Source organism: Tistrella arctica, assembly GCF_039630945.1.
Taxonomy (GTDB): domain Bacteria; phylum Pseudomonadota; class Alphaproteobacteria; order Tistrellales; family Tistrellaceae; genus Tistrella; species Tistrella bauzanensis.
In genome coordinates this window covers 23,173-47,325 of sequence record NZ_JBBKTV010000011.1, presented here as the reverse complement: position 1 = coordinate 47,325, position 24,153 = coordinate 23,173, and the positions used below count along the sequence as shown (strand labels likewise).

The following is a 24,153-nucleotide window of genomic DNA, read 5'->3' as shown; positions in this document are numbered from 1 at the left end:
TGAGGACCGGGGGACGGACCTGGCGCGTGCGGCGGCGGCACCAACGGCGGCCGGCACCCTTGAGGGGGTGGAAGGGGCCGGCCACCGTCGTCGGGTCTGGTGGCGCGCGGGGACGCGCCGGCCAGGATCAGTTCATCAGTTCGACGCCAAGGGCCGTCGCCTCGCCGCCGCCGATGCACAGGCTGGCGATGCCGCGCTTCATGCCGTTGCGCTTCAGGCCGTTCAGCAGAGTCACCAGAATGCGCGCGCCCGAGGCGCCGATCGGGTGGCCCAGCGCGCAGGCGCCGCCATAGATGTTCACCCGTTCGTGATCGAGGTCGAGTTCCTTCATCGCCGCCATGGTGACCACGGCGAAGGCCTCGTTGATCTCGTAGAGGTCGACATCCTTCGCGGTCCAGCCGGTCTTGGCGAACAGCTTGTTCAGCGCGCCGATCGGTGCCGTGGTGAACCAGGCCGGTTCCTGGGCGTGGGTCGAATGGCCCACGATCTTCGCCAGCGGCGTCAGCCCGCGGCGTTCCGCTTCCGAGGCGCGCATCAGCACCAGGGCCGCAGCGCCATCGGAAATCGACGACGAATTGGCCGCGGTCACCGTGCCGTCCTTGGCGAAGGCCGGGCGCAGGGTCGGGATCTTGTCCAGATTGGCCTTGCGCGGCTGCTCGTCGATGCCGATCTCGACGCTGCCGCCGCGGGTCTTCACCGTCACCGCCACGATCTCGGCGGCGGCGCTGCCATCCTGGTCGGCCGCCTGGGCACGCTTCAGCGAGGTGATCGCGAAATCGTCCTGAGCCTCGCGGGTGAACTGATAATGCTTCGCCGTTTCCTCGGCGAAGGTGCCCATCAGCCGGCCCTTGTCATAGGCGTCTTCCAGGCCGTCGAGGAACATGTGGTCCATCACCCGGCCATGGCCCATGCGATAGCCGCCGCGCGCCTTGTCGAGCAGATAGGGCGCGTTGGTCATGCTCTCCATGCCGCCGGCCACCATCACGCTGTTGGAACCGGCGAGAAGCTGGTCATGGGCGAACATCGCCGCCTTCATGCCCGAGCCGCACATCTTGTTGACGGTGGTGCAGCCGGCATCGAGCGGCAGCCCGGCGCCGATCGAGGCCTGGCGCGCCGGGGCCTGGCCCTGGCCCGCCGGCAGCACGCAGCCCATCACGACTTCCTCGACATCGGCGGCCGGCACGCCGGCACGCTCCAGTGCCGCACGGATCGCGGCGGCACCCAGTTCGGATGCGGTCAGATCCTTGAAGTCGCCCTGAAAGCCGCCCATGGGCGTGCGGGCGGCACCGGTGATGACGATCGGATCGGATGCGGTGGTCATGGCTCTGATCTCTCCTGGAACAAACTGTCGGCGGGCGGCCTGTCGGTCACGCCGTCTCGCCGAACAGCTCCCGGCCGATCAGCATGCGGCGGATCTCGGACGTGCCGGCGCCGATCTCATAGAGCTTGGCGTCGCGCAGCAGGCGCCCCGTCGGATAATCGTTGATATAACCATTCCCGCCCAGCGTCTGAATGGCCTCAAGCGCCATCCAGGTCGCCTTTTCGGCCGCATAGAGGATCGCGCCGGCGGCATCCTTGCGGGTGGTCTCACCACGGTCGCAGGCTTTGGCCACCGCATAGACATAGGCGCGGGTGGCGCTCAGCGTCACATACATGTCGGCCATCTTGCCCTGCATGAGCTGGAACTCGCCGATCGGGCGACCGAACTGCTTGCGTTCGTGGATATAGGGCAGCACCGCATCCATGCAGGCCTGCATGATGCCGAGCGGGCCGGCCGAGAGCACCGCGCGCTCGTAATCGAGCCCGCTCATCAGCACGTGGACGCCCTTGTTGAGGCCACCCAGCACGTTTTCCTCAGGCACCTCGCAATCCTCGAACACCAGCTCGCCGGTGTTCGATCCGCGCATGCCCAGCTTGTCGAGCTTCTGCGCCACCGAGAAGCCCTTCATGCCCTTCTCGATGATGAAGGCGGTGATGCCGCGCGGGCCGGCCTCCATATCGGTCTTGGCATAGACCACCAGGGTATCGGCATCGGGGCCGTTGGTGATCCACATCTTGGAGCCGTTCAGGACATAGCGGTCGCCCTTCTTCTCGGCCTTCAGGCGCATCGACACCACGTCGGAACCCGCACCCGGCTCGCTCATCGCGAGCGCGCCGACATGCTCGCCGCTGCACAGCTTGGGCAGATAGTGCAGCTTCTGTTCCTGGGTGCCGTTGCGGTGGATCTGGTTGACGCACAGATTGCTGTGCGCGCCATAGGACAGGCCCACCGAGGCCGAGCCGCGGCTGATCTCTTCCATCGCCACGACATGTTCCAGATAGCCGAGGCCGGTTCCGCCGTAATCTTCCGACACCGTCATGCCCAGCACGCCGATATCGCCCATCTTCTCCCACAGATCGGCCGGAAAATCGTTCTCGCGGTCGATATCGGCCGCGCGCGGCGCGATCTCCTGCGCGGTGAAGCTCACCACCGTCTGGCGCAGCATATCGGCGGTTTCGCCCAGGTCGAAATTCAGCGTCGGGTAATTCGACAGCATCGTGTCTTCTCCCAAGTTTGGTCTGGCCCGACACCGGTTCAGCCGGCGCGCGGCAGGCGCCGGGGGGCCAGTCGGCTTTCAGCAGCTCAGCTTTCGGCAACTTCGATCAGGGTCGATTGCGAGGCGGCGCAGAACACCGGCCGGCCATCGCGGTCGCCGAACACGTCGCATTGCGCGATCGACAGGGTGCGGCCCGATCTCAGCACGCGGGCGCGTGCAATCAGCTTCGCCCCCACCGCCGGCGCCATCAGGTTCAGCTTGTATTCCACGGTCAGCACGCGGGTGCGTGGCCGCATCAATGTGTGGCAGGCATAGCCGCAGGCGCTGTCGGCCACGGCGCCCACGATCCCACCATGATAGAACCCGTCCTGCTGGGTCACCATCTCGGACCAGGGCAGTTCGATCTGGCAGATGCCCGGCGCGCACACCGTCATCACCGCGCCGATCGCGCGCATGATCGCCTGTGCCCCGAAGCTTGCGCGCACCCGTGGCTCGAAATCCGGATCCTGCACACGGTATTCGGGCAGGTCATGCGCCGGCAGAAGCCGTTCCGTCAGGCTTGCATCCATGGCGGTCATCTCCCTTGGTCTTCCCTTGAACGATCCCCTGATGCCCGCCACGAACGATCATCCGCGGCGTGTGTGTTCCGGCATGGCAGGCGATGTCAGGAAGACCGGTCGCGCCCTCTGGCGTGGCGCGTATCCGGTACGGGCCGAACTATAGCGGTCGCCAGCCCATAGATGAAATTGTATCTTTTCATACGACGCATCGACAGCGTCTATGGCAGATTCGCCATTCCGCCCGCATCCCGCGCCCGCATCCCGCGCCCATTGCCGCCACCGGAGACCATTGCCTTGGACCTCTACCAGATCCGCTATTTTCTGGCGGTTGCCGAGACCGGCAGCTTCACCAAGGCGGCCGAGCGGGTGTTCGTGACCCAGCCGACCCTGTCGGCCGGCATCCGCAAGCTGGAAGACGGGCTGGGCACGGCCCTGTTCACGCGCCGGGCGCGGCGGGTGGACCTCACCGATGCCGGGCGGCGTTTCCAGGGCCATGCCCGGGTGATCCTTCAGGAAGCGGCCATCGCCGAACAGGTGGTGCGCCGGGGCACCGATCGCCAGGGGCTGCGGCTGGGCGTGCTCAAGACCCAGCCGGTCGAGCGGATTTCGGCCCTGCTGATCCAGTTCGCCAACGGCCAGCGCGGCGTCGATGTCGATCTGTTCGAGGGCACGGCGGCCGAGATCGACGAGGCGCTGACCGCCGGGCGCATCGACACCGCCATCACCCGGATCGCCGACGATGCCGACCGCGCCGAGGCGGCCCCCCTGTTCCGCGACCGCTATCGCATCGCGGTGTCGGAACGCAACCCGCTGGCCCGCCGCAGCCAGATCCGTCTGGCGGAACTCGACGGCCTGCCCTTCATCCTCAGGCGGCATTGCGAGGTGATGGGCGATGTCCGGCGCAATTTCCTGGCGGCCGGCGCCCGGCCGCGCATCGTCCACCGCTCCACCCAGGATGAATGGACGGTGGCGCTGGTCGCGGCCGATCTGGGCCTGGCGCTGATGCCGCAGAGCTTCGAACGCCCCGGCATCGCCATGATCCCGATCACCGACTATGAGCCCACCCGCCTGATCGGCCTGTCCTGGCGCGGCGCGCCCACGGAAACCACCACCCTGTTCCGCGCCTTCGCCGCCTCACATGACTGGCACGGCGGCACCGCATCCACACCCCCGCAGACAGCGGCGGCGTGGATGCGGTGACGGATGGCCGTTCGGCGCCGTCACTCGGCCCTGCGCCTCACTCGGTAATGGTATAGGTGCCGAGATCGCAGAGGTTCTGGGTGTCTTCCAGCGGGTCCAGACGATCGCCCTGGAATTCGAAGCGGATGTCGTATTTGCAGACCTGGCGGTCGTCCGAGAAGCGGACCGTGAGGCTCTTGCCCGGAGCCAACACCTTGTTCTCGAACATGTCCTCTTCCCAGTCGTCTTCGCCGACGGGAGAGGCGTAGAAGGACTCGACCACCGATTTGGTCCGATTCTCGATGGTCAGGGCGAAATTATTCGCCAGGGCGGCGCTGCCCCAGCCGGCGGCGACCAGCATGGCCACGGCGCCCAGCACGCTTTTCTTCATGGGTCCGATCCTTTTTAAATGATCGGCGCGATCTGTATTGATCGACAGGCGCCGCCGATATTTGCCAAGTATCACGCCGTAAATGATCATGCAAGCCGTCTTCATCATGCCCTGTATTGAACACATCGGCAGGCGATCACCGTCTTGTCCGCGTCTTGACGGCCCGATCCATGGCAAGATGCAGTGCAGCATTCGGCCGATCAGGCTGCGCTGCCGAACCGGGATCGATAAATATCCGGCGCCACGCCCAACCGGCGCAGGAAGGCGCGGCGCATGCGTTCGTCATCGCCGAAGCCCGCCGTCACGGCCACCGATTTGATCGAGCCGGCACCGGATTCCAGCGCCCGGCAGGCGGCATCGATCCGCATCGCCTCAACCCAGCGCGCCGGGGTCTCGCCGGTGGCGGCGCGAAATGCGCGGGCGAAGGCGCGCACCCCCATGCCGGCGCGGGCGGCCAGCGCCGGCACGGTCAGATCGGCGGCCGGATCGGCGGTCGCCTGGATGCGCAGCGCCAGGAAGTCATCTTCCGCGGCCGTGGCCGGCTTCGGCAGCAGCGGGCTGAACTGCGACTGGCCGCCGGGGCGGCGCAGAAACACCACCAGTTGCCGGGCCACCGCCCGTGCGAGCGCCGGGCCTTCATCCGCTTCCACCAGCGCCAGGGCCAGATCGATGCCGGCGGTGATGCCGGCCGAGGTCCAGACCGGCCCGTCCTGCACCCAGATCTGGTCCGGATCCAGGGTCACGCGCGGAAACCGCCGCCGGAATTCGTCGGTGCGGCACCAATGGGTGGTGGCGCGGCGGCCGTCGAGCAGCCCCGCCGCCGCCAGCACCAGCGCGCCGGAGCAGACCGATGCCACCCGGACCGCGCGCGCGGCACCGCGCTGCAACCGGTCGAGCAGATCCCGGTCGCAGATGGCGGCATTCACCCCCTCGCCGCCCGCCACCATCAGCGTGTGCGGCTGCAGCCTGTCGAGCACCGCCGCGGGTTCGGCCATCAGCATCAGCCCGGCCGTGGTCGCGACCGGCCCGCCATCGCCGGCCAGATAGCGCAAGCCATAGACCGGCGCCCTGCCGCCGGCGATCAGCAGGTCGTTGGCGGTGGCAAAGACCTGGAACGGCCCGGTCACGTCCAGAAGCTGGGCATTGGCGAACCCTAGAAACACGATCTCCCGCATGGCCATGCCCCCGTCACGACGAACCGACACCGTCAAGCCTAGCGCGGCATGATCACCATGGCGAGCGCCCTGCCGAAAAGGAGGGCTGGATGACCTTTCGGCAGACACTCATCCGGATCAGCATGTGATCAGCCCCACCACCCATCACCCACCCCGGAGGCCCATGATGACCGACATCCCTGCCCCCAGCCGCGCCGGCCTGCTGATCTTTCCCGGCATCACCGCCCTCGACATGGTCGGCCCCTGGGAGGTGTTCCTGCGCATCCCCGGCTGGGCGCCGCTGCTGATCGGGCTCGACGACCAGCCGGTCGCGGCCGATGGCGGGCTGATGCTGACCCCGCACGCCACCATCGCCGACTGCCCGCCGCTCGACCTGTTGCTGATCCCCGGTGGTGGTGGCATCGACGCGCTGCTCGCCGATGACGCGGTGCTCGATTTCGTCCGCGCCCAGGCGGCCAGCACCGCCCATGGCATCGCGTCGGTCTGCACCGGCGCATTGCTGCTGGGTGCGGCCGGGCTGCTGCGCGGAACGCGCGCCACCACCCATTGGGCATCCCATGATCTGCTGGCGATCTTCGGCGCGATCCCGGTCGCCGACCGGGTGGTGGTCGATGGCCGCATCGCCAGCGGCGGCGGGGTCACCGCCGGCATCGATATCGCGGTGGCACTCGCCGCCCGCATCGCCGGCCCCGATGTCGCCGCCGGCATCGAACTTGCCATCGAATACGCCCCCGAACCGCCGATGGGCGCCGGCCGACCCGACATGGCGCCGCCGGCGGTGCTGAATGCCGTCACCACCGCCTTCGCCGACCGCATCGCCCGCAGGCGTGCCCTGGCCGAAGCGGCTGCCGCCCGGTTCGCCGCCGGCTGATCCTCGGGCGGCGGCACCGGCGGCCACGGCCCGGGCTTGGCGAACCCCGCGAGGGCCGGCTATGGTCGGCGGCTGCTTGCGCGCCGGTTTCGGTGCGACGGCCAAAGCCAACCCGCCGGAGTGCCCCTCGCCCATGGCCGCCAAGACCGACCGCACCGCCGCCTGGGCGTTCTGGATCGTGATCACCGCCATCATCGTCGGGCAGGCCGCCGGCACGATCTATCTGCCGTCGCTGGCGGCCCTGGCCCGCGATCTGGACACGGACCCCCGGATGGCGCAGCTCACCCTGTCGATCTGCCTGATCGGCAATGGCGCGGGCCAGTTGTTCTATGGTCCGCTGGCCGACCGGGCCGGGCGCCGGCCGGCGCTGTTGATCGGGCTCGGCCTGCTATCGGTGGGCTCGGCCGGCGCCATGGTCGCAGGCGACGTCACCACGCTGATGATCTTCCGGTTCGTTCAGGGGCTGGGCGCTGCCGCAGGCCCCGTTGTCGGGCGCGGCGTGCTGCGCGATGCCGTGCCGCCCGACCGGCTGGTGCTGGCGATGTCGTCGCTGGGCCTGGCGCTGGCATTGGCGCCGGGCAGCGCACCGGTGATCGGCGGAGTAATCGAGAACCTGCTGTCCTGGCGGTGGAGCTTCGCCCTGCTGCTGGCCTCGGCGCTGGCGGTCGCTCTGCTGGTCTGGCGGCGCCTGCCCGAAACCCTGGGCGATGCCGACCGCGCCCAGGCCCGCCTGACCGGGGTGATCGAAGGCTATCGGGTGTTCATCCGCATGCCGGTGTTCTGGGGCTATGGGCTGATGCTCACCTTCACCTTCGGCGGCCTGTTCATCTTCGTGAGCACGGCGCCGGTGCTGCTGATCGACACGCTGGGCATCCGCGCCGATGCCTATGGTTTCTGGTCGCTGCTGCCGTCCTCGGGCTTCCTGATCGGCACCCGCGTGGTCCGCCGCTTCGGCCGCCGGCTGGGCGGGCGCCGGCTGATCGTGGCGGGCACCGTCATTCTGCTGCTGGCCGGGATCGCGATGACCGCAACGGCGCTCACCACCGCGCTGTCCGCCTGGGGGCTGATGCTGCCGATGGCGCTGTTCGGCATCGGGCTTGGCATGCAGGTGCCCAATATCATGACCCGGGCGGTACAGCTTGAACCGTCGCTTGCCGGCACCGCCTCGTCGCTGCTGGGCCTGTTTCAGCTCGGCGGTTCAGCCATCATCGCCACCACCGCCGCCCTGCTGCCGCATGACGATGCGGCCGCCCTCGGCCTGGCGCTGACCGCCTGCGCCCTTGCCAGCCTTGCCTGTCTGCGCCTGATCCCACGCGCCTGAATTCCGCGCGCCTGATTCCGGCCCGATTTCATTTTGAGAATCAGTCGCAATATCGATATCGGTCATGCTATGTGAACGGCAGGCGCCGTTCGATCCGGGATCCCCGACAGCTTGGCCCACAATCCCGACAAGCTCGACATGTTCATGACCCATCGCGGCCGGCTGGTGAATTACGCCAACCGCATCGTCGGCGATCGCGCCGATGCCGAGGATGTCGTCCAGGACGCCTATCTGCGCTTCGAGGGCGTTGCCGACGATCGGCCGGTCGATGAGCCGCTGGCCTATCTCTATCGCATCGTGCGCAATCTCTCGCTCGACCTGCGCCGCAGGCTGGGGCGCGACCGGCTGCGGCTGGTGGCCGAGGATACCGGCGTGCTGGCCGGAATGGCCGAGGACCGCCCCTCGCCCGAAGCGGAGATCGGCGCCCGCCGCGCGCTGCAACGGGTCACCGAGGCCATGGCGGAACTGCCCGAACGCACCCGGATCGCCCTGGAAATGCACCGGTTCGGCGGCTGTTCGATCCGCGAGATCGCCCGCCACCTGAACATCTCGACCGGGCTCGCCCATGCGCTGGTGGTCCAGGGGCTGGAGCATTGCCGCCAGAGACTGCACCGGGACGGCAATCTGCACCGGGACGGCAATCATGACTGAACGCTGGCGGGGCAGCCGACGTCTATGGATCATACGGCCGATAGCGCCACGCCTTCATGCCGCCCGTCCGGGAGATCAGCCCGCATCATGACCGGCCCGCTGCCACCGCAAACCGCCGCCGACTGGCTGGTGGTGCTGCTCGACGCCCCCGATGATGCCGGGTTGGCGGCGGCCTTCGCGCGCTGGCATGCGGCCGATCCGCGCCATGCCGACGACTGGGCGGCACTGGCGCGGACCTATCAGGTGATGGGCATGGCCATGCCGGTGCATGAAGCGGCCTGGCGCGATGCCAGCGGCGCGGGCCCGCGGCCGCTGCCCCCTGTTCACGCGCCCCCGCCCCCTGTTCACGCGCCCCCCGCCCCCCTCGATCGCCCGTCCGCCAACCGCCCCCCCGCCAAACGCCCGCGCCGGCGCGCGGCGGCCCTGGTCGCCATGGCGATGGCGGCCTGTGTTGCCGTCGCCATCCTGCCGGCACAACTCGCCCGCTGGACCGCCGACCACGTCACCGGCCACGCCGAAACCGCGCAGGTGACCTTGCCCGACGGCAGCCGGGTCCGGCTGGCGCCCGACAGCGCCATCCGGGTCGACCTCACCGGCACCGGGCGGCGGGTCGCCCTGATCGAGGGCCGGGCCTTCTTCGAGGTGACGCCCGATCCGGCCCGCCCCTTCCAGGTCACCGCCGGCGATGTCGGCGCCACCGTTCTCGGCACCGCCTTCGAGGTGCGGCGCAGCGACGACGAGGCCCGCATCGCCGTGCGCGAGGGCCGTGTGCGGGTGGCGCGGCATGGCGGCAGCTCGCCGGCAGACGCCGTCCTTCAGGCCGGCGACTGGGCGACACTCGGCGATACCGGTGCCCCGCGCCTTGGCCATCGCGCCGCCCGCGACATCGCCGTCTGGACCGAGGGGCAGGTGATCGCCCGCGACCGGCCGGTGGCCGAGGTGATCGACGAGTTGCGGCCCTATCTCACCGGGCTGGTGCTGGTGCGGGGCGACGATCTGGCGCGCCAGCCGCTCACCGGCGTCTACAACCTCACCGACCCGCTGGCGGCCTTGCGCGCCATCGCCAGCGCGCAACACGCGCATATTCGCCAGATCACCCCCTGGATCGTGGTGATGTCGAAGGATTGATCCGGAAAAACGCTCGCCATCTCAAAAAAACCTGAACACCCGCCCCCCGGCCATCGTCGCTTCTGCGAAACATGCAATTGCGTCGTAGTCGCATAAAGACGACGCGACACGCACCACATCGCAGACAGGGGCATGACAGGATGGCCGGCAGCACCACCCATCACCGCAAGACCCGCCGCAGACTGGCGGCACTGGCCGTGTCGACCGCGCTTGGTACAACGCTCGGCCTCTCAACCGGCGCCGTGGCCCAGCAGGCCACGACCGCGCCGGCCCTGCGCAGCTTCGACATCCCGGCCCAGCCGCTGCCCGATGCCCTGCCGCAATTCGGCCGTCAGGCCGGGCTTCAGATTTCAGCCCATGGCGATCTGGTCCGTCAGGCGCGCACCGGCGGCGTCAGCGGCAGCATGAGCCCCGATGCGGCCCTGCGCCAGCTTCTGGCCGGCACCGGGCTGGGCTTCCGGCCGGATGGCGGCACGGCGGTCATCGTGGACGCCGCCGACGGTGCCGCCGCCGCCACCGTGCTCGACCCGATGCTGGTTCAGGAGGCGGCAACGCGCGATATCCGCGCCGGCGCCGCCGATCGGGCCAGTTCCATCACCATCGGCCCCGAGACTTTGGCACGCCGCAACCCCACCACCTTGAAAGATGTCTTCGCCGGTGAGGCCACGGTATCGGTCGGCGGCGGCCAGCCGCTCAGCCAGAAGGTCTATGTTCAGGGGGTCGAGGAAACCAATCTGGCGGTCAGCATCGATGGCGCGCGGCAGAACAACAAGGTCTTCCACCACACCGGCACCAATCTGATCGATCCGGCGCTGCTGAAGGCGGTGCGGGTCGATCCGGGCGTGGCGCCGGCCGATGCCGGCCCCGGCGCCCTTGGCGGCGCGATCGTCTATGAGACCGTCGATGTCGACGACGTTCTGGCGCCGGGCCGGTCGATCGGCGGCTATCTGACCAGCAGCTATGACAGCAATGGCGGCACCTTCACCAAGGGCGGCGCGGTCTATGGCCGCACCGATACCGGTTTCGAGGCGCTGGGCTTCTTCAAACAGGCCGATGGCGACAATTACGAGGCCGGCAACGGCAATGACGTGATCGGCACCGGCGCTGACCTTCAGAGCATCCTTGGCAAGCTCGCCTATGAGAGCACCGGCGGTCATCGTTTCGAGCTGTCGGGCGAACAGGTCCATGACGACACCATCCGACCGTTCCGCGCCAATATCGGCAAGCTGACCAACCGGGCCAATACCGACCGGCCCTATGACATGAAGCGCCAGAATCTGGTGTTCAATTATGCCACCACCCATAATGAGGGCATGTGGAACCCGAAGCTGGTGCTGGGCTATAACAGCACCGAGCTTGGCGTGCCGAACGATCTCGCCGACGTCGTCTACAGCACCGGTGAGACCACCAGCCTGTCGGGCAAGGCCGAGAACAGCTTCATCTTCAGCCCTGGCGACAGCCTGACCGTCGGCGCCGATTTCTATGACGACGAGGCCTCCTATAAGGATCTCAGCACCGATATCGCCGAGCAGGCGACCAATATCGGCATCTATGCCCAGGCCCGGCTGACGCCGGTCGAGGCGCTGCGGCTCTCGGCCGGTCTGCGCGGCGACAAGCAGTGGTTCGAGGGCACCGACGGCACCGAGATCGACCATGCCGGGCTCAGCGGCAATGTCGCCGTGGCCTATGACGTCATCGAAACCGTCACCCTCAAGGCCGGCTATTCGAACGTCTTCGGCGGTGTGGCGCTGGCCGAGAATTTCATCATGAACAAGGACTGGATCTATGCCGGCGGCATCAAGGCGATCCGGTCGAACAATGTCACGCTGGGTGCCGAATTCCACCAGGACGGCTTCACCTTCGGGGCTGGCGTGTTCCGCAGCCGGTTCAAGGATGCCCGCAACGAGAACAATCAACTTGGTCCCGATCTGACCACCGATTTCGAGACCGAGGGCTACAGCCTCTCGGCCGGCTATAGCTGGGGGCCGGGCTTCGTGCGGCTCAGCTTCACCGATACCGAATTCACCATCGGCGACAAGGCGGGCGATTCGGATACCGGCCAGTATCTGGGCACGCCGATCGGCCGGGTGGTGGCGGTCGAGGCCGGTCACCGCTTCGACGCGATCGGGCTTGCCATCGGCGGCACCATCGATGCGGCCTTCAAGAACAAGGACACGGCGGGTGCGGAAACCCTGCCTCTGGGCTCCTATCAGGCGGTGGGGCTCTATGCCGAATACCAGCCGCCGATGGCCGATTTCCTGACCCTGCGCATTGAGGGCAACAACCTGCTCGACGAGACCTATGCCGACCGCGCCACCTATGGCCAGGAATTCGGCAATGTCGTGCCGCTCTATGAACCGGGCCGGTCGGTGCTGGTCAAGGCCACGGTCCATTTCTGACGGGATGCATGCCGGCCCCGGTGATGCCATCGCCGGGGCCGGTCTGATCATTCGGCGGCGGCCACCACCTCGTTGCGGAAGTCCAGCATCACCGTCTTCCACCAGTCGATCGTGTCATCCAGGTTCGACCGGCTGACACCGAAGCGCAGGTTGACGTCGAATTCGATCACCGGGTCGCCATCCGCGTCGATATAGGCGCGGCTGAAGCGCTTGTCGCGGTTCCAGTCGGCGATCTGGCGCGCGGACACATCGGTGTCGGTCCAGGCGGCATAGAAGCCCAGCGTCAGGCAATCGCGATTGTCGGTGCAGTCGTTGAAGAAGATCACATAGGCGGTGCCGTCGATCCGGCCCCGGATCATCGGATCACCGCTATCCGCCTTGTCCAGCGCGGCCGATCCATAACCGCGCGCCAGATTGACGATGTCTTCCGGGCGGCCGGCATCCATCAGCTCGGCCGCCACAGCCGGGGCCGTGGTGGAGGCAAGGATGGCAAGACACACAGCAGCCCCCAGGCTGCGCCAGACCATGCGCATGATCAACGTCTCCGGCATCGGTAAGGATTGAAGTCGGGATAGCGGTGCCACGCTATGACATCCGGCGCCGGCCGCACAAGACATCCCGACGGCATCACGACGCGGTTTCGGCATTTGCAGGCCGGGCGGTCATCAGGCAGAGTCCCGCCGGCGCAATCCCGCCTCCACCCCACACACCGAACGGAGCTCCCGACCGATGTCCCGAGCGGCCGCTTCCCGTCCCGACCCGGCCCCCCGGCAGCGGCTGATCTCCATCCAGATCCTGCGGGCGGTGGCGGCCTCGATGGTGCTGGTCTATCACCTGTTCGACATCTTCACGACCTATGGCCTCAGTCCGGCGCGCTGGTTCCATGTCGGCGCGTCGGGCGTCGACATTTTCTTCGTCATCTCGGGCTTCATCGTCGCGCACACCGCCGGCGATACCGATCGGAGCGGGTTCCTGGCCAAGCGGCTGGTCCGGATCGTGCCGATCTACTGGCTGCTCACCCTGGCGATCTTCGCGATCGGCGAAGCGGCACCCCATCTGCTCAACACCACCCGCACCAGCCTGCCGGGCATGATCCAGTCGCTGCTGTTCATTCCCTTCGCGCGGGAGGCCGGTGGCATCTTTCCGCTGATCCCGGTCGGCTGGACGTTGAACTACGAGATGCTGTTCTACCTCGTCTTTGCCGCCTGCATGACCACCTCGACGGCGCGCAGCGTGCTCAGAGTGTCGGTGGTTCTGGCGGCCCTGGCGATGGCCGGCTGGGTCGCGGCGGCGAACGGACGGGACTTCGACACCGCCGCCATCCAGTTCTATACCCGTGGCATCGTCATCGAGTTCATCTATGGCATGGTGTTGTGCCTGATCTGGCGCACGGCACCCGGCTGGCTGCCACGGATCTGGCCCTTGCTGCCCCTGGGCATGGTTCTGCTGGCCACCGTCGGCGCCATGAAGGGCGTCAGGTTGCCGCGCGAACTCGCCTATGGCCTGCCGGCGCTGTGCATCGTTGCCGGCACCCTGGCCCTGCGCGTGCCCGACAACCGGCTGTCACGCATCGGAGCGACGCTCGGCGATGCGTCCTATGCGATGTATCTGGTCCATGCCTATGTGATCCATCTGACAGCGAAATCACTGGCGATGGCGGGGCTGACGTCACCGCTGGTCGCGATCACCGGCGGTATCGTCACCTATGCGGTCGTGGCCGTGGTCTCGATCGGCCTCTACCGGGCGATCGAGGCGCCGTTGAACCGGCGCCTGCGCCAGCATCTGAAAAAGCGTCCTGCCGCCGGTCAGAGCAGAACCAGTTGAGCCAGCCCCAGAAAGGCGAAGAAGCCGACGATATCGGTGACCGCGGTCAGGAACACGCCGGCCGATACCGCCGGGTCGACCTTCAGCCGGTCCAGCGCCAGCGGGATCAGCATGCCCGACAGGCCGGCGGTCAGCATATTGGCGAACAGCGCGCAGAACAGCACCGCACCGATGAACGGGTCGAAGATCAGGCCCGCGGCCACGCCCACGGCGATGCCGAAGACCAGGCCGTTGATCGCGCCGATGCCGGTTTCACGCATCACGATCCGCATGGCGTTCGACGGCGTCAGTTCCTTCAGCGCCAGGGCGCGCACCGCCACCGTCAGGGTCTGGGTGCCGGCATTGCCGCCCATCGACGCCACGATCGGCATCAGCACCGCCAGGGCCACGATCTGTTCGATCGTGGCCTCGAACAGGGCGATAACCGAACTCACCATCAGCGCGGTGCCCAGATTGACCCCAAGCCAGGCCATGCGCTGGCGCACCGCCCTGACCAGCCCGGCATTGACGTCGACCTCCGACCCGACGCCGGCCATCAGGGCCATGTCTTCTTCGGCCTCTTCCTGGATGACGTCGACCACGTCGTCGAAGGTGATCACACCGATCAGCCGGCCCTGATCATCGACCACCGGCGCCGATGCCAGCGAATAATGCCGGAACAGCCGCGCCACCTCTTCCTGGTCGACCGAGGCCGAAATCGCGTCGACATCGCGGTCCATGATGTCGCGCAGCAGCACCTTGCGCGGATGGCGCAGCATCCGGGCCAGCGGCACCGCCCCGATCGGCTTGTGGCGCGGGTCGACCACGAAGATCTCGTAGAATTCTTCCGGCAGATCCGGGGTCTCGCGCAGGAAGTCGATCGCGCGGCCCACGGTCCAGAAGGCCGGCATCGCGATCAGGTCGCGCTGCATCAGGCGGCCGGCGGAATATTCCGGATAGGCGAGGCTTTCCTCCAGCGCCCGCCGGGTGGCCGGCGGCACCGCCGCCAGCAGCGCCGCCTGGATGTCGTCGTCCAGATCCTCGATCAGATAGATCGCATCGTCGCTGTCCAGAACCGACAGCGCCTCGGCCAGCGCCCGGGGCCCAAGCTGGGCGATCACCTGATCGCGGACATTGCCCGCCAGATGCGGCAGGATTTCCGGGTCGAAGCCGTCGCGCAGCAATTCGACCAGCGACCGCCGCTCATCCCCCGACAATCGTTCCAGCAGGTCGGCGATGTCGGCGGCGTGCAGCTCGGCCACCAGCCCGCGCACCGCCGGGGCGTCGCCTTCATCCAGCGCGCCGGCGGCGCGGCGCACCAGATCGTCGGATACACCATAGAGCGAGGGCACGGCCCCACCCTCGGCGCGGCCTGCATCCTGACGCCCGGATGCGTCCTGGCGATCCGCCTCGGGGGCGCGGATATCGTCTTCGTCGCGCAAGGGCCGGGCCTCCAGGGGTCAGGGGTGCGGCCGGAAACCGGTCCGCGGAAGCCGGTTCATCCGCGGATACCGGCTCATGATCCGATCAGGCGGGCTCCGCCGGCAAGGGGCACCACGGGTTGGTCCGCGACTTCTCGATCGCGTCCACCACCACCAGCGCCGACAGATTGACGATACCGCGCACCGACACCGCCGGCGTCAGGATATGGGCCGGATGATTGAAGCCGATCATCACCGGTCCGACCGAGGTGCCGTTGGTCAGCGCTTTCGCGAGATTAAACGCGATATTGCCGGAATCAAGATCGGGGGTGATCAGCAGATTGGCCTGACCGGTGAGGATCGAGCCCGGGAACACCCGGTGGCGGACATCCTCCGACAACGCGGCGTCGGCCTGCATCTCGCCGTCCACCTCAAGCTCCGGTGCCTGGCGGCGGACCAGATCGAAGGCATCCCGCATCATCAGCGCGCCGGGCGTCTCGCCGGTGCCGAAGCTCGACGACGACAGCAGCGCCACCTTGGGCGTGATGCCGAAGCGCCGGACCTCCTCCGCGCACAGGATCGTCATCTCGGCGATCTGGGCGGCGCTGCGCTGATGCTCGACCTGGGTATCGGCCACGAAGACGGTGGCGTTGGGCAGGATCAGCGCCTGCATGGCGCAGGCCTCGCTGACGCCGGCACGCAGGCCCAGAATCTCCTTCAGATGCCGCAGGTTCTTCACGAACCGGCTGACCGGGCCGCAGATCAGGGCATCCGCCTCGCCGATATGCACCATCAGCGCGCCGATGACCGTGGCCCGGGTGCGCACCACGGTGCGGGCGCTTTCGGGCGTCACACCACGCCGCGCCATCAGCCGGTGATATTCCGACCAATAGGTGTTGTAGCGCGGATCATCCTCGGGGTCGCAGAGTTCGACGTCCTTGTCGAGCTTCAGCCGCAGGCCCAGCCGCTCGATCCGGCGCAGCACCACGGCGCGCCGTCCGATCAGGATCGGGGTGGCGAAGCCTTCATCCACCACGATCTGGGCGGCGCGCAGCACGCGCTCATCCTCACCATCGGCATAGACCACGCGCTTGGGCTGGGCCTTCGCCCGCTCGAACACGGTCTTCATCACCAGACCGGAGCGGAAGAAATACGACGACAGCACCTGACGGTAGGCGGCGAAATCCTCGATCGGACGGGTGGCGACACCGCTGTCCATGGCGGCGCGCGCCACCGCCGACGACACTTCCACCACGAGACGCGGGTCGAACGGCTTGGGGATCAGGTAATCGGGGCCGAAGCGCAGATCCTGGCCGCTATAGGCCTGGGCCACTTCCGATGACGGCTCGGCCATCGCCAGATCGGCGATCGCCTGGGCGGCCGCCTTCTTCATCTCGATGTTGATCGTGGTGGCGCCGACATCCAGCGCACCGCGGAACACGAAGGGGAAGCACAGGACGTTGTTGACCTGATTGGGGAAGTCCGACCGGCCGGTGGCGATAATCGCATCGGGCCGCACCCGGCGGGCTTCTTCAGGCAGAATCTCAGGGGTCGGGTTGGCCAGCGCCATGATGATCGGGCTCGGGCCCATGCGCTTGACCATCTCGGCCGTCAGCACCCGGGGAGCCGAAAGCCCCAGGAAAATATCGGCGCCGTCGATCACCTCACCCAGCGTGCGGGCGTCGGTTTCGACCGCATAGGTCTCCTTGCGCGGGTCCATCAGCTCGTTGCGGCCCTTCCAGACCACGCCGACGATGTCGCAGACGGTGATGTTGCGGCGGGGCAGGCCCAGTTCGACCAGCAGGTCCAGGCAGGCCAGCGCCGCGGCGCCGGCGCCCGACGCCACCAGCTTCACCTGATCCAGCGGCTTCGACACCACGCGCAGCGCATTCAGCATCGCCGCCGCCACCACGATGGCGGTGCCATGCTGGTCGTCATGGAACACCGGGATCTTCATGCGGCTTTTCAGGCGCTCTTCGATCTCGAAGCATTCCGGCGCCTTGATGTCCTCAAGATTGATCGCGCCGAAGGACGGCTCCAGACTGGCGATGATCTCGACCAGCTTGTCGGGGTCGCGCTCGTCGATCTCGATGTCGATCGCATCGATGCCGGCGAACTTCTTGAACAGCACCACCTTGCCTTCCATCACCGGCTTGGCGGCCAGCGGACCGATGGCGCCAAGGCCCAGCACGGCGGTGCCGTTGGTGACCACCGCGACCATGTTGCCACGGCCGGTATAGAGCGAGGCGTTCAGCGGGTCGGCGACGATCTCTTCGCAGGCATAGGCGACACCGGGCGAATAGGCCAGCGCCAGGTCGCGCTGATTGGCAAGCGGCTTGGTCGGCTCGATGCTGAACTTGCCGGGCCGCGGCAGGCGATGATATTCGAGCGCGCCGTCGCGCAATTCCTTCGACATTCGCGGTCGTCTCCCCCGAGTTTCGCGCTGCCTGTTGTCAGGATCGGGCAGCTTGGTGCCAATGGTCCCGATCGGTTGGCGCGCACAGTATAGCCGCCAAGACCGGAAAGGCCACCGGCAGCGCCGGCCGGATGCGCGGGGCGGTGTTGCATGCGCCGCATGGGCGACAATCCGCCGCATGGCTGGCGAACCGCCGCCGGCGCCGCTAGATTATCGGCAACCGGTCCAACCTACGGCCCCACCACCGGGCCGACCGGACAGACAGTGAGGACGCTGAGAATGGCCGATATCCGTGGCACCACGACACTGGCGCCGGTCGAATGGCTGGTGACGCCGGGGCTGACCGATTATCCGGCGGCGGTGGCGCGGATGGAAGCCCGGGCGGCGGCGATCCGCGACGGCACCGCCGGCGAACAGGTCTGGCTGGTCGAACATCCGCCGATCTATACCGCCGGCACCAGCGCTCAGGACCGCGACCTGATCGCGCCCGGCCGCTTTCCCGTCTACAAGACCGGCCGCGGCGGTCAGATCACCTATCACGGGCCCGGCCAGCGGGTGGCCTATGTGATGCTGGACCTCAAGCCGCGCGGCAGCGACATCCGCGCCTTCGTGCACGCCATGGAAGACTGGGTGATCGACACGCTCGACCAGTTCAACCTGAAGGGCCTGCGCCGTGATGGCCGGGTCGGCGTGTGGATCGATCGTGGCGACGGCCATGACGACAAGATCGCCGCCATCGGCGTGCGGGTGCGGCGCTGGGTCAGCTTTCATGGCATCTCGATCAATGTCGAGCCCGACCTCGGCCATTATGCCGGCATCATTCCCTGCGGCGTGCGCGGCCATGGCGTGACCTCGCTGGTCGATCAGGGCCGCCCGGTCGGCATGGTCGAGGCCGACATGGCGTTGCGGGCCGCCTTCGAGGAGATCTTCGGCCCCACCGTCGACGTCGCCGAGGCGGTGGCCTGAAGCGGCCTGCCTGTCACGAGCGCCCGGTCACCAGGCATCGTGGCCGGGCATGCACCACGGTCAACGCCAGCGCCGCCGCCATCACCGCCTTGATCAGATCGCCGGGAATGAAGGTGGCCGAGCCGCTGATGGCGGTCTGGGCCGGCACGCCGCTGACCATCACCATCCAGGGCACACCGATCAGATAGACCAGCCCCACCCCGCCCACCACCGCGGCCGACAGATGCCGCATCCAGCCGGACGGGCGATGTTCCGTCAGCCAGCCGGCCACGAAGGCGCCGGGGATCCAGCCCAGCAGAAAGCCGCCGGTGGGGCTGAGCAGGATATCGAACCCGCCCCGGCCGCCGGCCAGCAGCGGCGCGCCCGCCATCACCAGCCCCACCATCAGCATCTGCGACAGCGCGCCGCGCCACGAGCCCAGCACCAGCCCCGACAGCATCACCCCAAGGGTCTGGGCGGTGATCGGCACGCCGATCAGCGGCACGTCGACCGGCGGAAACAGGCCCAGCCCGATGGTGAGGGCGGTGAAGATCAGGATGTTGATCAGATCGCGTCCCGACATATCGCTGGACCCTCCGCATCCGATCCCCTGGCACCATCGCCTGCCGCAATCTCTTATCCGGCATAAATGATGCCGGGTCAATCACCCGGCACGCGCAAGTCGGGTCTCTGTCAGCCATACCGTATGTGCCGGCGAAATGGCCAGCGCAGCAAGGCCATCAGCCCATCGTAAACCAGCCACGCCAGCACCATGCCGGTCAGCCCATAGGCCAGGCTGGCCGGCTCCACCGGCAGGCTCACCACATAATCCGTCCAGGTCGCGCGGGCAATCTCGGGGTCGGCGTGGCGCAACGCCTCCAGCGGCCGCAGAAACGGGTCGGCGGCGGCAATGGCGTCGCGGGCGGCGGCCAGCGTCTGGGCGCGGGCGGCGGCCGCCGCCTCCAGCGCCGCGCGCGCCACCGGCGCCACCTGATCATAGGGCGCCACGCCGGCGCGGATCTGGCCCAGCAGACGGGTCGCCTCGTCCAGATGGCCGCCGATCCGCTGCAGATAGGCCAGGGCGAAGCCCTGGGCCTGTGCCGCCCCCAGCCCCAGCACCAGCGCGCAGATGCTGCCCAGCAGCCGGTCGATCCGTCCGAGGAGCCAGCGGCCCATCAGCATGCATCCATCCTTATGCGCAGACGAGGAACGCGGCCGGGATCGGCCGGGTCACGCGGTCGGCTTGCGGCGGAAGCCCGGACCCGGCTTCAGGTCGGCGGGCGGGAAACCCTGAGGCCAGTCGGCGGATGTCGTCACCTCGACCGCGTCCACCCATGCGGCCGGCGGACCGGTATGGGCGCGGCGGATCACCGTCTCCACCGCCGTCGCAGTACCGGCGATCAGCGCTTCCACCGTGCCGTCGCGGCGATTGCGGACCCAGCCCTCCAGGCCGTACCGCCGGGCCTGGCCTTCGAACCACCAGCGATAGCCGACCCCCTGCACCCGGCCGCGGATCGACAGGCGAACGGTCAGCCGCGCGGCCGGCGCCGGCGCCGCATCGGGCGTGGGATCGTCTTCTGGTGGCTGGTCGGACATCGGGCCTGTGGCTGGACGTGAGGGGAACCGGCTATGTATCTGCCGGTCAAGCCTAGCCGATGGATCGGCGCCCGAAAAGATGTCGGGCGTGCAGCCGATGGTTCAAGGCAGTAGCCGGGCGTTCAAGGCGGCAGCCGGACTTCAAGGCAGCAGCCGGTGGGGGTTGAGAACGCCGTTCGGGTCCAGCATCGCCTTCAGCGCCCGCATGGTCGCGATCTCGGCGGTCGAGCGGTTGCGGTCCAGATAGGCGCGCTTGACCTGCCCGATGCCATGTTCCGCCGAAATCGATCCGCGATACTGCGCCACCAGATCGAAGATCGCATCGTCGATCGGCCCCTGCAGGGCCTGATAGCCGCTGGCCTGCATGCCCGGCGGCGCCATGACGTTGACATGCACATTGCCGTCGGCGACATGACCGAAATAGACCGGGCGCAGGCCCTTGGCCACCCGCGCCAGCGCCAGATCGCAATCGGCGATGAACCGGCCGATATCGCCGACCGCGAAGGTCAGGTCATATTTGTGCACGGGGGCGGTATGGGCGACCGCCTCGGGCACGCCTTCGCGCAGCCGCCACAAGCCCTCGGCCTGGGCATCGCTCTGGGCGATCGCGGCGTCCGCCACCCGGCCGGCCTCGATCAGCGCGCCGATCGCCTCTTCCAGCCGGCCGCGTTCGGCCACGGCATCGGCGTCGTCCGATCCCACCTCGATCAGCACCGCATAGGTATGGGCCAGGGCGAACGGGCTGCGCGCGCCGGGCAAAGTACCCGCAACCAGGGCCACCGCGTCGGCGCCGATCAGTTCCACCGAATTCAGCCGGCCGGGAAAGCCGCGGCGCACCGCCGCCAGCACCGCCAGCGCATCGTCGAACCGGTCGACCGCGACCATGGCGACCGCGCGCCCCGCCTCGGCCGGAAACAGCTTCAGGGTGGCAGCCGTCACCACGCCCAGCGTGCCCTCGGCGCCGATGAACATCTGCTTCAGATCATAGCCGGTGTTGTTCTTGCGCAGGCTCGACAATCCGTCCAGCACCGTGCCATCGGCCAGCACCACTTCCAGCCCCAGAACCTGTTCACGGATATGGCCGTAACGCAGCACCTTCAGGCCGCCGGCATTGGTCGAGATATTGCCGCCGATCCGGCAGGATCCCTTCGAGCCAAGGTCCAGCGCCAGCATCAGCCCGGCGCGCCGGGCCGCTTCCTGCGCGGACTCAAGCACCACGCCCGCATCCAGGGTGATGCTGGCGCCCACGGCATCGACCGCGCGGATGCGGGTCATGCGTTCCACCGACAGCACGAAGGCGCCGGCCGCATCGGGCACCGAGCCGCCGACCAGGCCGGTATTGCCGGCCTGCGGCACCACCGGCAGGCGATGGGCGTTCAGATAGGCCAGCACCCGGGCCACCGCCGCGGTGTCGCGGGGGCGGATCACACCCAGCGCGCGGCCATGGAACTTACCCATCCAGTCGCGTTCATAGCGCGGCATGTCGGCCGGGTCGGTGAGCAGCCCGGCGGCATCGACCAGCCCCTGAAGCGCGTCCAGATGGCGATCGAGTTCGGCAGCGGAAGGCGGGCGAGCGAACATGCGGCACTCCGGGCGGCTTCGGATGTCTGGTCTGTCCCGAGTCTGTCGCGCGCCGCGCCGGCCGGCAACCGGCGAAGCGGCGGGTCTGCCATGCAGGGATCGCGCGATAACGGCACCGCAAACGCCAGCGGCCCGCCGGATCATGGATCCGGCGGGCCGCCCTGGCGCGCGTCAGGCGGCGCTCATTCGAATTCGATGATCACCTGATCGGCGGCGACGCTGGAACCGGCGCCGGCCTTGATCTCCTTGACCGTGCAGTCGCGTTCGGCGCGCAGCACGTTCTCCATCTTCATGGCCTCGATCACCGCCAGTTCCTCGCCGGCCTTGACCTCCTGGCCAACCTCGACCGCCACCGACAGCACCAGACCCGGCATCGGCGACAGCAGGAAGCGGCTCATATCCGGCGCCTGCTTCACCGGCATCATCGCCGCATATTCAGCACCGCGACGGGTATAGACCCGCGCCAGCAGCGCCGATCCGCCATGGGTGAGCCGCCAGCCCGAGGATGCCCGCTCGATCTGGACCACGCGGGTGCGGTCGTCGACGGTCGCGGTCAGCAGCCGGTCGCCCAGCCGCCAGGTGCAATCCAGCGTCACCGGCTTGCCGCCCATGTCGAGCACCAGGGCCGGCGCGTGCTGCACCACCTTCACCTCGACCCGCTCGTCATCCAGCATCACCACCAGCTCGTCGGGGACATGATGGACATAGCCGCGCATCTGGCCGGTGATGTTGCCCTGGCGCGCCCGGTCGGCCAGATCGGCCATGACCGCGATCGCGGCCAGCGCCCGGCGGGCCTCGGCGTCCAGCGGCGCGCCGTGGAAGCCGTCGGGATATTCCTCGGCGATGAAGCCGGTCGACAGCCGGCCTTCCAGGAAGCGCGGATGCCTGATCAGCGCGGTCAGGAACGGGATGTTGTGGGTGATGCCGCGGATGTAATAGGCATCCAGCGCGTCGCTCATCCGCTCCGCCGCCTGCAGGCGGTCATCGCCATAGGTCACGAGCTTCGCGACCATCGGGTCATAGAACATGCTGATCTCGGCGCCCTCATAGACGCCGCTGTCGACCCGCACGCCGGTGCCGGTGGGCTCGATATAGCGCGCGAGGCGCCCGATCGAGGGCAGGAAACCGCGATAGGGATCCTCGGCATAGACCCGGGCTTCCATCGCCCAGCCGGTCAGCGTCACCTGATCCTGGGTGAACGGCAGGTGTTCGCCCGCGGCCACCCGGATCATCAGCTCCACCAGATCGAAACCGGTGATCAGCTCGGTCACCGGATGCTCGACCTGAAGCCGGGTGTTCATCTCAAGGAAGTAGAAGCTGCGATCGGGGCCGACGATGAATTCCACCGTGCCGGCCGAGCGGTAGTTCACCGCCCGCGACAACGCCACGGCCTGCTCGCCCATCGCCTTGCGGGTCGCCTCGTCCAGGAACGGGCTCGGCGCCTCCTCGATCACCTTCTGGTGCCGGCGCTGGATCGAGCATTCGCGCTCGCCGAGATAGCAGATATTGCCATGGCCGTCGGCGATGATCTGGATCTCGATATGGCGCGGCTGCTCGATGAACTTCTCGATGAACACCCGGTCGTCGCCGAAGCTCGATCTGGCTTCCGATGTCGCCGAACGGAAACCCTCGCGGGCCTCCTTGGCGTCGTGGGCCAGCCGCATGCCCTTGCCGCCGCCGCCGGCCGATGCCTTGATCATCACCGGATAGCCGATCTCATCGGCGATCTTCACCGCCTCGTCGGCGTCCCCGATCTCGCCCACATAGCCCGGCACGGTCGAGACACCGGCCTTCTTGGCCAGCTTCTTCGACTCGATCTTGTCGCCCATCGCATAGATGGCCTCGACATTCGGGCCGATGAAGGCGATGCCGGCCGCGTCCAGCGCCTTGGCGAAGCTCTGGTTTTCCGACAGGAAGCCATAGCCCGGATGCACGGCCTGGGCGCCGGTTGCCTTGCAGGCGGCGATGATCCGCTCGGCGATCAGATAGCTCTGATTGCTGGGGCTGGCGCCGATATGCACGGCCTCGTCGGCCATGCGGACATGCAGCGCATCGGCATCGGCGTCCGAATAGACGGCCACCGTCTTGATGCCCATACGGCGGGCGGTGCGGATCACCCGGCAGGCGATCTCACCGCGATTGGCGATCAGGATCTTCTCGAACATGGGGCGCGTTCTCA

The 24,153-nt window shown here is 68.0% G+C and carries 21 protein-coding genes; 8 read left to right on the top strand and 13 right to left on the bottom strand.

Annotated features, from left to right (window positions below; genetic code table 11):
- Positions 1-127 precede the first annotated feature (127 nt).
- From WG924_RS22455 to WG924_RS22445, 3 genes are all read right to left on the bottom strand, one after another.
- On the bottom strand, positions 128-1,321 hold the full coding sequence (locus WG924_RS22455) for an acetyl-CoA C-acetyltransferase (protein ID WP_345935283.1): 1,194 nt from the start codon (positions 1,319-1,321) through the stop codon (positions 128-130).
- Between the two features lie 46 nt (positions 1,322-1,367).
- Entirely contained in the window at positions 1,368-2,537 is a 1,170-nt protein-coding gene (locus tag WG924_RS22450) for an isovaleryl-CoA dehydrogenase (RefSeq protein WP_345935282.1), read from the bottom strand.
- Between the two features lie 86 nt (positions 2,538-2,623).
- Entirely contained in the window at positions 2,624-3,115 is a 492-nt protein-coding gene (locus WG924_RS22445; protein WP_345935281.1) for a PaaI family thioesterase, read from the bottom strand.
- A 276-nt stretch (positions 3,116-3,391) separates the two neighbouring features.
- On the opposite strand from WG924_RS22445, the gene WG924_RS22440 reads away from it, so the two are divergent.
- The gene (locus WG924_RS22440) at positions 3,392-4,297 is read left to right on the top strand and encodes a LysR family transcriptional regulator (protein ID WP_345935280.1); all 906 of its coding nucleotides are present in this window, start codon (positions 3,392-3,394) and stop codon (positions 4,295-4,297) included.
- Positions 4,298-4,334: 37 nt separating this feature from the next.
- On the opposite strand, the gene WG924_RS22435 is transcribed toward WG924_RS22440, so the two are convergent.
- Both WG924_RS22435 and WG924_RS22430 read right to left on the bottom strand, forming a co-directional pair.
- Positions 4,335-4,667 (bottom strand): hypothetical protein, encoded by a 333-nt coding sequence (locus WG924_RS22435; protein ID WP_188577049.1) that lies wholly within the window; start codon positions 4,665-4,667, stop codon positions 4,335-4,337.
- A gap of 200 nt (positions 4,668-4,867) precedes the next feature.
- Positions 4,868-5,842, bottom strand: a complete 975-nt coding sequence (locus tag WG924_RS22430) for a GlxA family transcriptional regulator (RefSeq protein ID WP_345935407.1) — start codon at positions 5,840-5,842, stop codon at positions 4,868-4,870.
- Between the two features lie 166 nt (positions 5,843-6,008).
- On the opposite strand from WG924_RS22430, the gene WG924_RS22425 reads away from it, so the two are divergent.
- The 5 genes from WG924_RS22425 (at position 6,009) to WG924_RS22405 (ending at position 12,212) form a co-directional block, all read left to right on the top strand.
- On the top strand, positions 6,009-6,713 hold the full coding sequence (locus WG924_RS22425; RefSeq protein WP_345935279.1) for a DJ-1/PfpI family protein: 705 nt from the start codon (positions 6,009-6,011) through the stop codon (positions 6,711-6,713).
- Between the two features lie 133 nt (positions 6,714-6,846).
- The gene (locus WG924_RS22420; protein WP_345935278.1) at positions 6,847-8,034 is read left to right on the top strand and encodes a multidrug effflux MFS transporter; all 1,188 of its coding nucleotides are present in this window, start codon (positions 6,847-6,849) and stop codon (positions 8,032-8,034) included.
- 111 nt (positions 8,035-8,145) lie between these two features.
- Positions 8,146-8,685 (top strand): sigma-70 family RNA polymerase sigma factor, encoded by a 540-nt coding sequence (locus WG924_RS22415; protein ID WP_345935277.1) that lies wholly within the window; start codon positions 8,146-8,148, stop codon positions 8,683-8,685.
- A gap of 87 nt (positions 8,686-8,772) precedes the next feature.
- The gene (locus WG924_RS22410) at positions 8,773-9,813 is read left to right on the top strand and encodes a FecR family protein (RefSeq protein ID WP_345935276.1); all 1,041 of its coding nucleotides are present in this window, start codon (positions 8,773-8,775) and stop codon (positions 9,811-9,813) included.
- 140 nt (positions 9,814-9,953) lie between these two features.
- Positions 9,954-12,212: a TonB-dependent receptor gene (locus WG924_RS22405; protein ID WP_345935275.1), complete on the top strand. Its 2,259-nt coding sequence runs from the start codon at positions 9,954-9,956 to the stop codon at positions 12,210-12,212.
- Between the two features lie 47 nt (positions 12,213-12,259).
- Here WG924_RS22405 and WG924_RS22400 read toward each other — a convergent pair whose 3' ends face one another.
- Positions 12,260-12,745, bottom strand: a complete 486-nt coding sequence (locus WG924_RS22400) for a YbjN domain-containing protein (RefSeq protein ID WP_345935274.1) — start codon at positions 12,743-12,745, stop codon at positions 12,260-12,262.
- Positions 12,746-12,941: 196 nt separating this feature from the next.
- Between WG924_RS22400 and WG924_RS22395 the strand changes: the two genes are divergently transcribed.
- Positions 12,942-14,036 carry an acyltransferase family protein gene (locus WG924_RS22395; protein WP_345935273.1) on the top strand — a complete coding sequence of 365 codons (1,095 nt, stop codon included), beginning with the start codon at positions 12,942-12,944 and terminating at the stop codon, positions 14,034-14,036.
- On the opposite strand, the gene mgtE is transcribed toward WG924_RS22395, so the two are convergent.
- Both mgtE and WG924_RS22385 read right to left on the bottom strand, forming a co-directional pair.
- Complete coding sequence (gene mgtE, locus WG924_RS22390) at positions 14,018-15,457, bottom strand: magnesium transporter (protein WP_345935272.1); 1,440 nt, start codon at positions 15,455-15,457, stop codon at positions 14,018-14,020. The genes WG924_RS22395 and mgtE overlap by 19 nt on opposite strands.
- Before the next feature lie 85 nt (positions 15,458-15,542).
- Positions 15,543-17,852: an NADP-dependent malic enzyme gene (locus WG924_RS22385; RefSeq protein ID WP_345935271.1), complete on the bottom strand. Its 2,310-nt coding sequence runs from the start codon at positions 17,850-17,852 to the stop codon at positions 15,543-15,545.
- 279 nt (positions 17,853-18,131) lie between these two features.
- Here WG924_RS22385 and lipB point away from each other — a divergent pair, with 279 nt between their 5' ends.
- Positions 18,132-18,818 carry a lipoyl(octanoyl) transferase LipB gene (lipB, locus tag WG924_RS22380; protein WP_345935270.1) on the top strand — a complete coding sequence of 229 codons (687 nt, stop codon included), beginning with the start codon at positions 18,132-18,134 and terminating at the stop codon, positions 18,816-18,818.
- Between the two features lie 13 nt (positions 18,819-18,831).
- On the opposite strand, the gene WG924_RS22375 is transcribed toward lipB, so the two are convergent.
- The 5 genes from WG924_RS22375 to WG924_RS22355 all read right to left on the bottom strand — a co-directional run bounded on the left by WG924_RS22375 (position 18,832) and on the right by WG924_RS22355 (position 24,139).
- Complete coding sequence (locus WG924_RS22375; protein WP_345935269.1) at positions 18,832-19,380, bottom strand: biotin transporter BioY; 549 nt, start codon at positions 19,378-19,380, stop codon at positions 18,832-18,834.
- A gap of 110 nt (positions 19,381-19,490) precedes the next feature.
- On the bottom strand, positions 19,491-19,973 hold the full coding sequence (locus WG924_RS22370; RefSeq protein ID WP_345935268.1) for a DUF2937 family protein: 483 nt from the start codon (positions 19,971-19,973) through the stop codon (positions 19,491-19,493).
- Positions 19,974-20,027: 54 nt separating this feature from the next.
- A complete protein-coding gene (locus WG924_RS22365; RefSeq protein ID WP_345935267.1) occupies positions 20,028-20,393 on the bottom strand; it encodes an acylphosphatase in 366 nt (121 codons plus the stop codon).
- A gap of 141 nt (positions 20,394-20,534) precedes the next feature.
- Positions 20,535-21,974 (bottom strand): FAD-binding oxidoreductase, encoded by a 1,440-nt coding sequence (locus tag WG924_RS22360; protein ID WP_345935266.1) that lies wholly within the window; start codon positions 21,972-21,974, stop codon positions 20,535-20,537.
- A gap of 182 nt (positions 21,975-22,156) precedes the next feature.
- Positions 22,157-24,139 (bottom strand): acetyl-CoA carboxylase biotin carboxylase subunit, encoded by a 1,983-nt coding sequence (locus WG924_RS22355; RefSeq protein WP_345935265.1) that lies wholly within the window; start codon positions 24,137-24,139, stop codon positions 22,157-22,159.
- Positions 24,140-24,153 lie beyond the last annotated feature (14 nt).

Coding starts and splice junctions, on each gene's coding strand:
- WG924_RS22370 (WP_345935268.1), bottom strand. CDS start 19,973: ATGGGCCGCTGGCTCCTCGGACGGATCGACCGGCTGCTGGGCAGCATC.
- WG924_RS22400 (WP_345935274.1), bottom strand. CDS start 12,745: ATGCGCATGGTCTGGCGCAGCCTGGGGGCTGCTGTGTGTCTTGCCATC.
- WG924_RS22375 (WP_345935269.1), bottom strand. CDS start 19,380: ATGTCGGGACGCGATCTGATCAACATCCTGATCTTCACCGCCCTCACC.
- WG924_RS22445 (WP_345935281.1), bottom strand. CDS start 3,115: ATGACCGCCATGGATGCAAGCCTGACGGAACGGCTTCTGCCGGCGCAT.
- WG924_RS22430 (WP_345935407.1), bottom strand. CDS start 5,842: ATGCGGGAGATCGTGTTTCTAGGGTTCGCCAATGCCCAGCTTCTGGAC.
- WG924_RS22365 (WP_345935267.1), bottom strand. CDS start 20,393: ATGTCCGACCAGCCACCAGAAGACGATCCCACGCCCGATGCGGCGCCG.
- WG924_RS22420 (WP_345935278.1), top strand. CDS start 6,847: ATGGCCGCCAAGACCGACCGCACCGCCGCCTGGGCGTTCTGGATCGTG.
- WG924_RS22355 (WP_345935265.1), bottom strand. CDS start 24,139: ATGTTCGAGAAGATCCTGATCGCCAATCGCGGTGAGATCGCCTGCCGG.
- WG924_RS22455 (WP_345935283.1), bottom strand. CDS start 1,321: ATGACCACCGCATCCGATCCGATCGTCATCACCGGTGCCGCCCGCACG.
- WG924_RS22450 (WP_345935282.1), bottom strand. CDS start 2,537: ATGCTGTCGAATTACCCGACGCTGAATTTCGACCTGGGCGAAACCGCC.
- WG924_RS22385 (WP_345935271.1), bottom strand. CDS start 17,852: ATGTCGAAGGAATTGCGCGACGGCGCGCTCGAATATCATCGCCTGCCG.
- WG924_RS22435 (WP_188577049.1), bottom strand. CDS start 4,667: ATGAAGAAAAGCGTGCTGGGCGCCGTGGCCATGCTGGTCGCCGCCGGC.
- WG924_RS22410 (WP_345935276.1), top strand. CDS start 8,773: ATGACCGGCCCGCTGCCACCGCAAACCGCCGCCGACTGGCTGGTGGTG.
- WG924_RS22425 (WP_345935279.1), top strand. CDS start 6,009: ATGACCGACATCCCTGCCCCCAGCCGCGCCGGCCTGCTGATCTTTCCC.
- WG924_RS22360 (WP_345935266.1), bottom strand. CDS start 21,974: ATGTTCGCTCGCCCGCCTTCCGCTGCCGAACTCGATCGCCATCTGGAC.
- WG924_RS22405 (WP_345935275.1), top strand. CDS start 9,954: ATGGCCGGCAGCACCACCCATCACCGCAAGACCCGCCGCAGACTGGCG.
- lipB (WP_345935270.1), top strand. CDS start 18,132: ATGGCCGATATCCGTGGCACCACGACACTGGCGCCGGTCGAATGGCTG.
- WG924_RS22395 (WP_345935273.1), top strand. CDS start 12,942: ATGTCCCGAGCGGCCGCTTCCCGTCCCGACCCGGCCCCCCGGCAGCGG.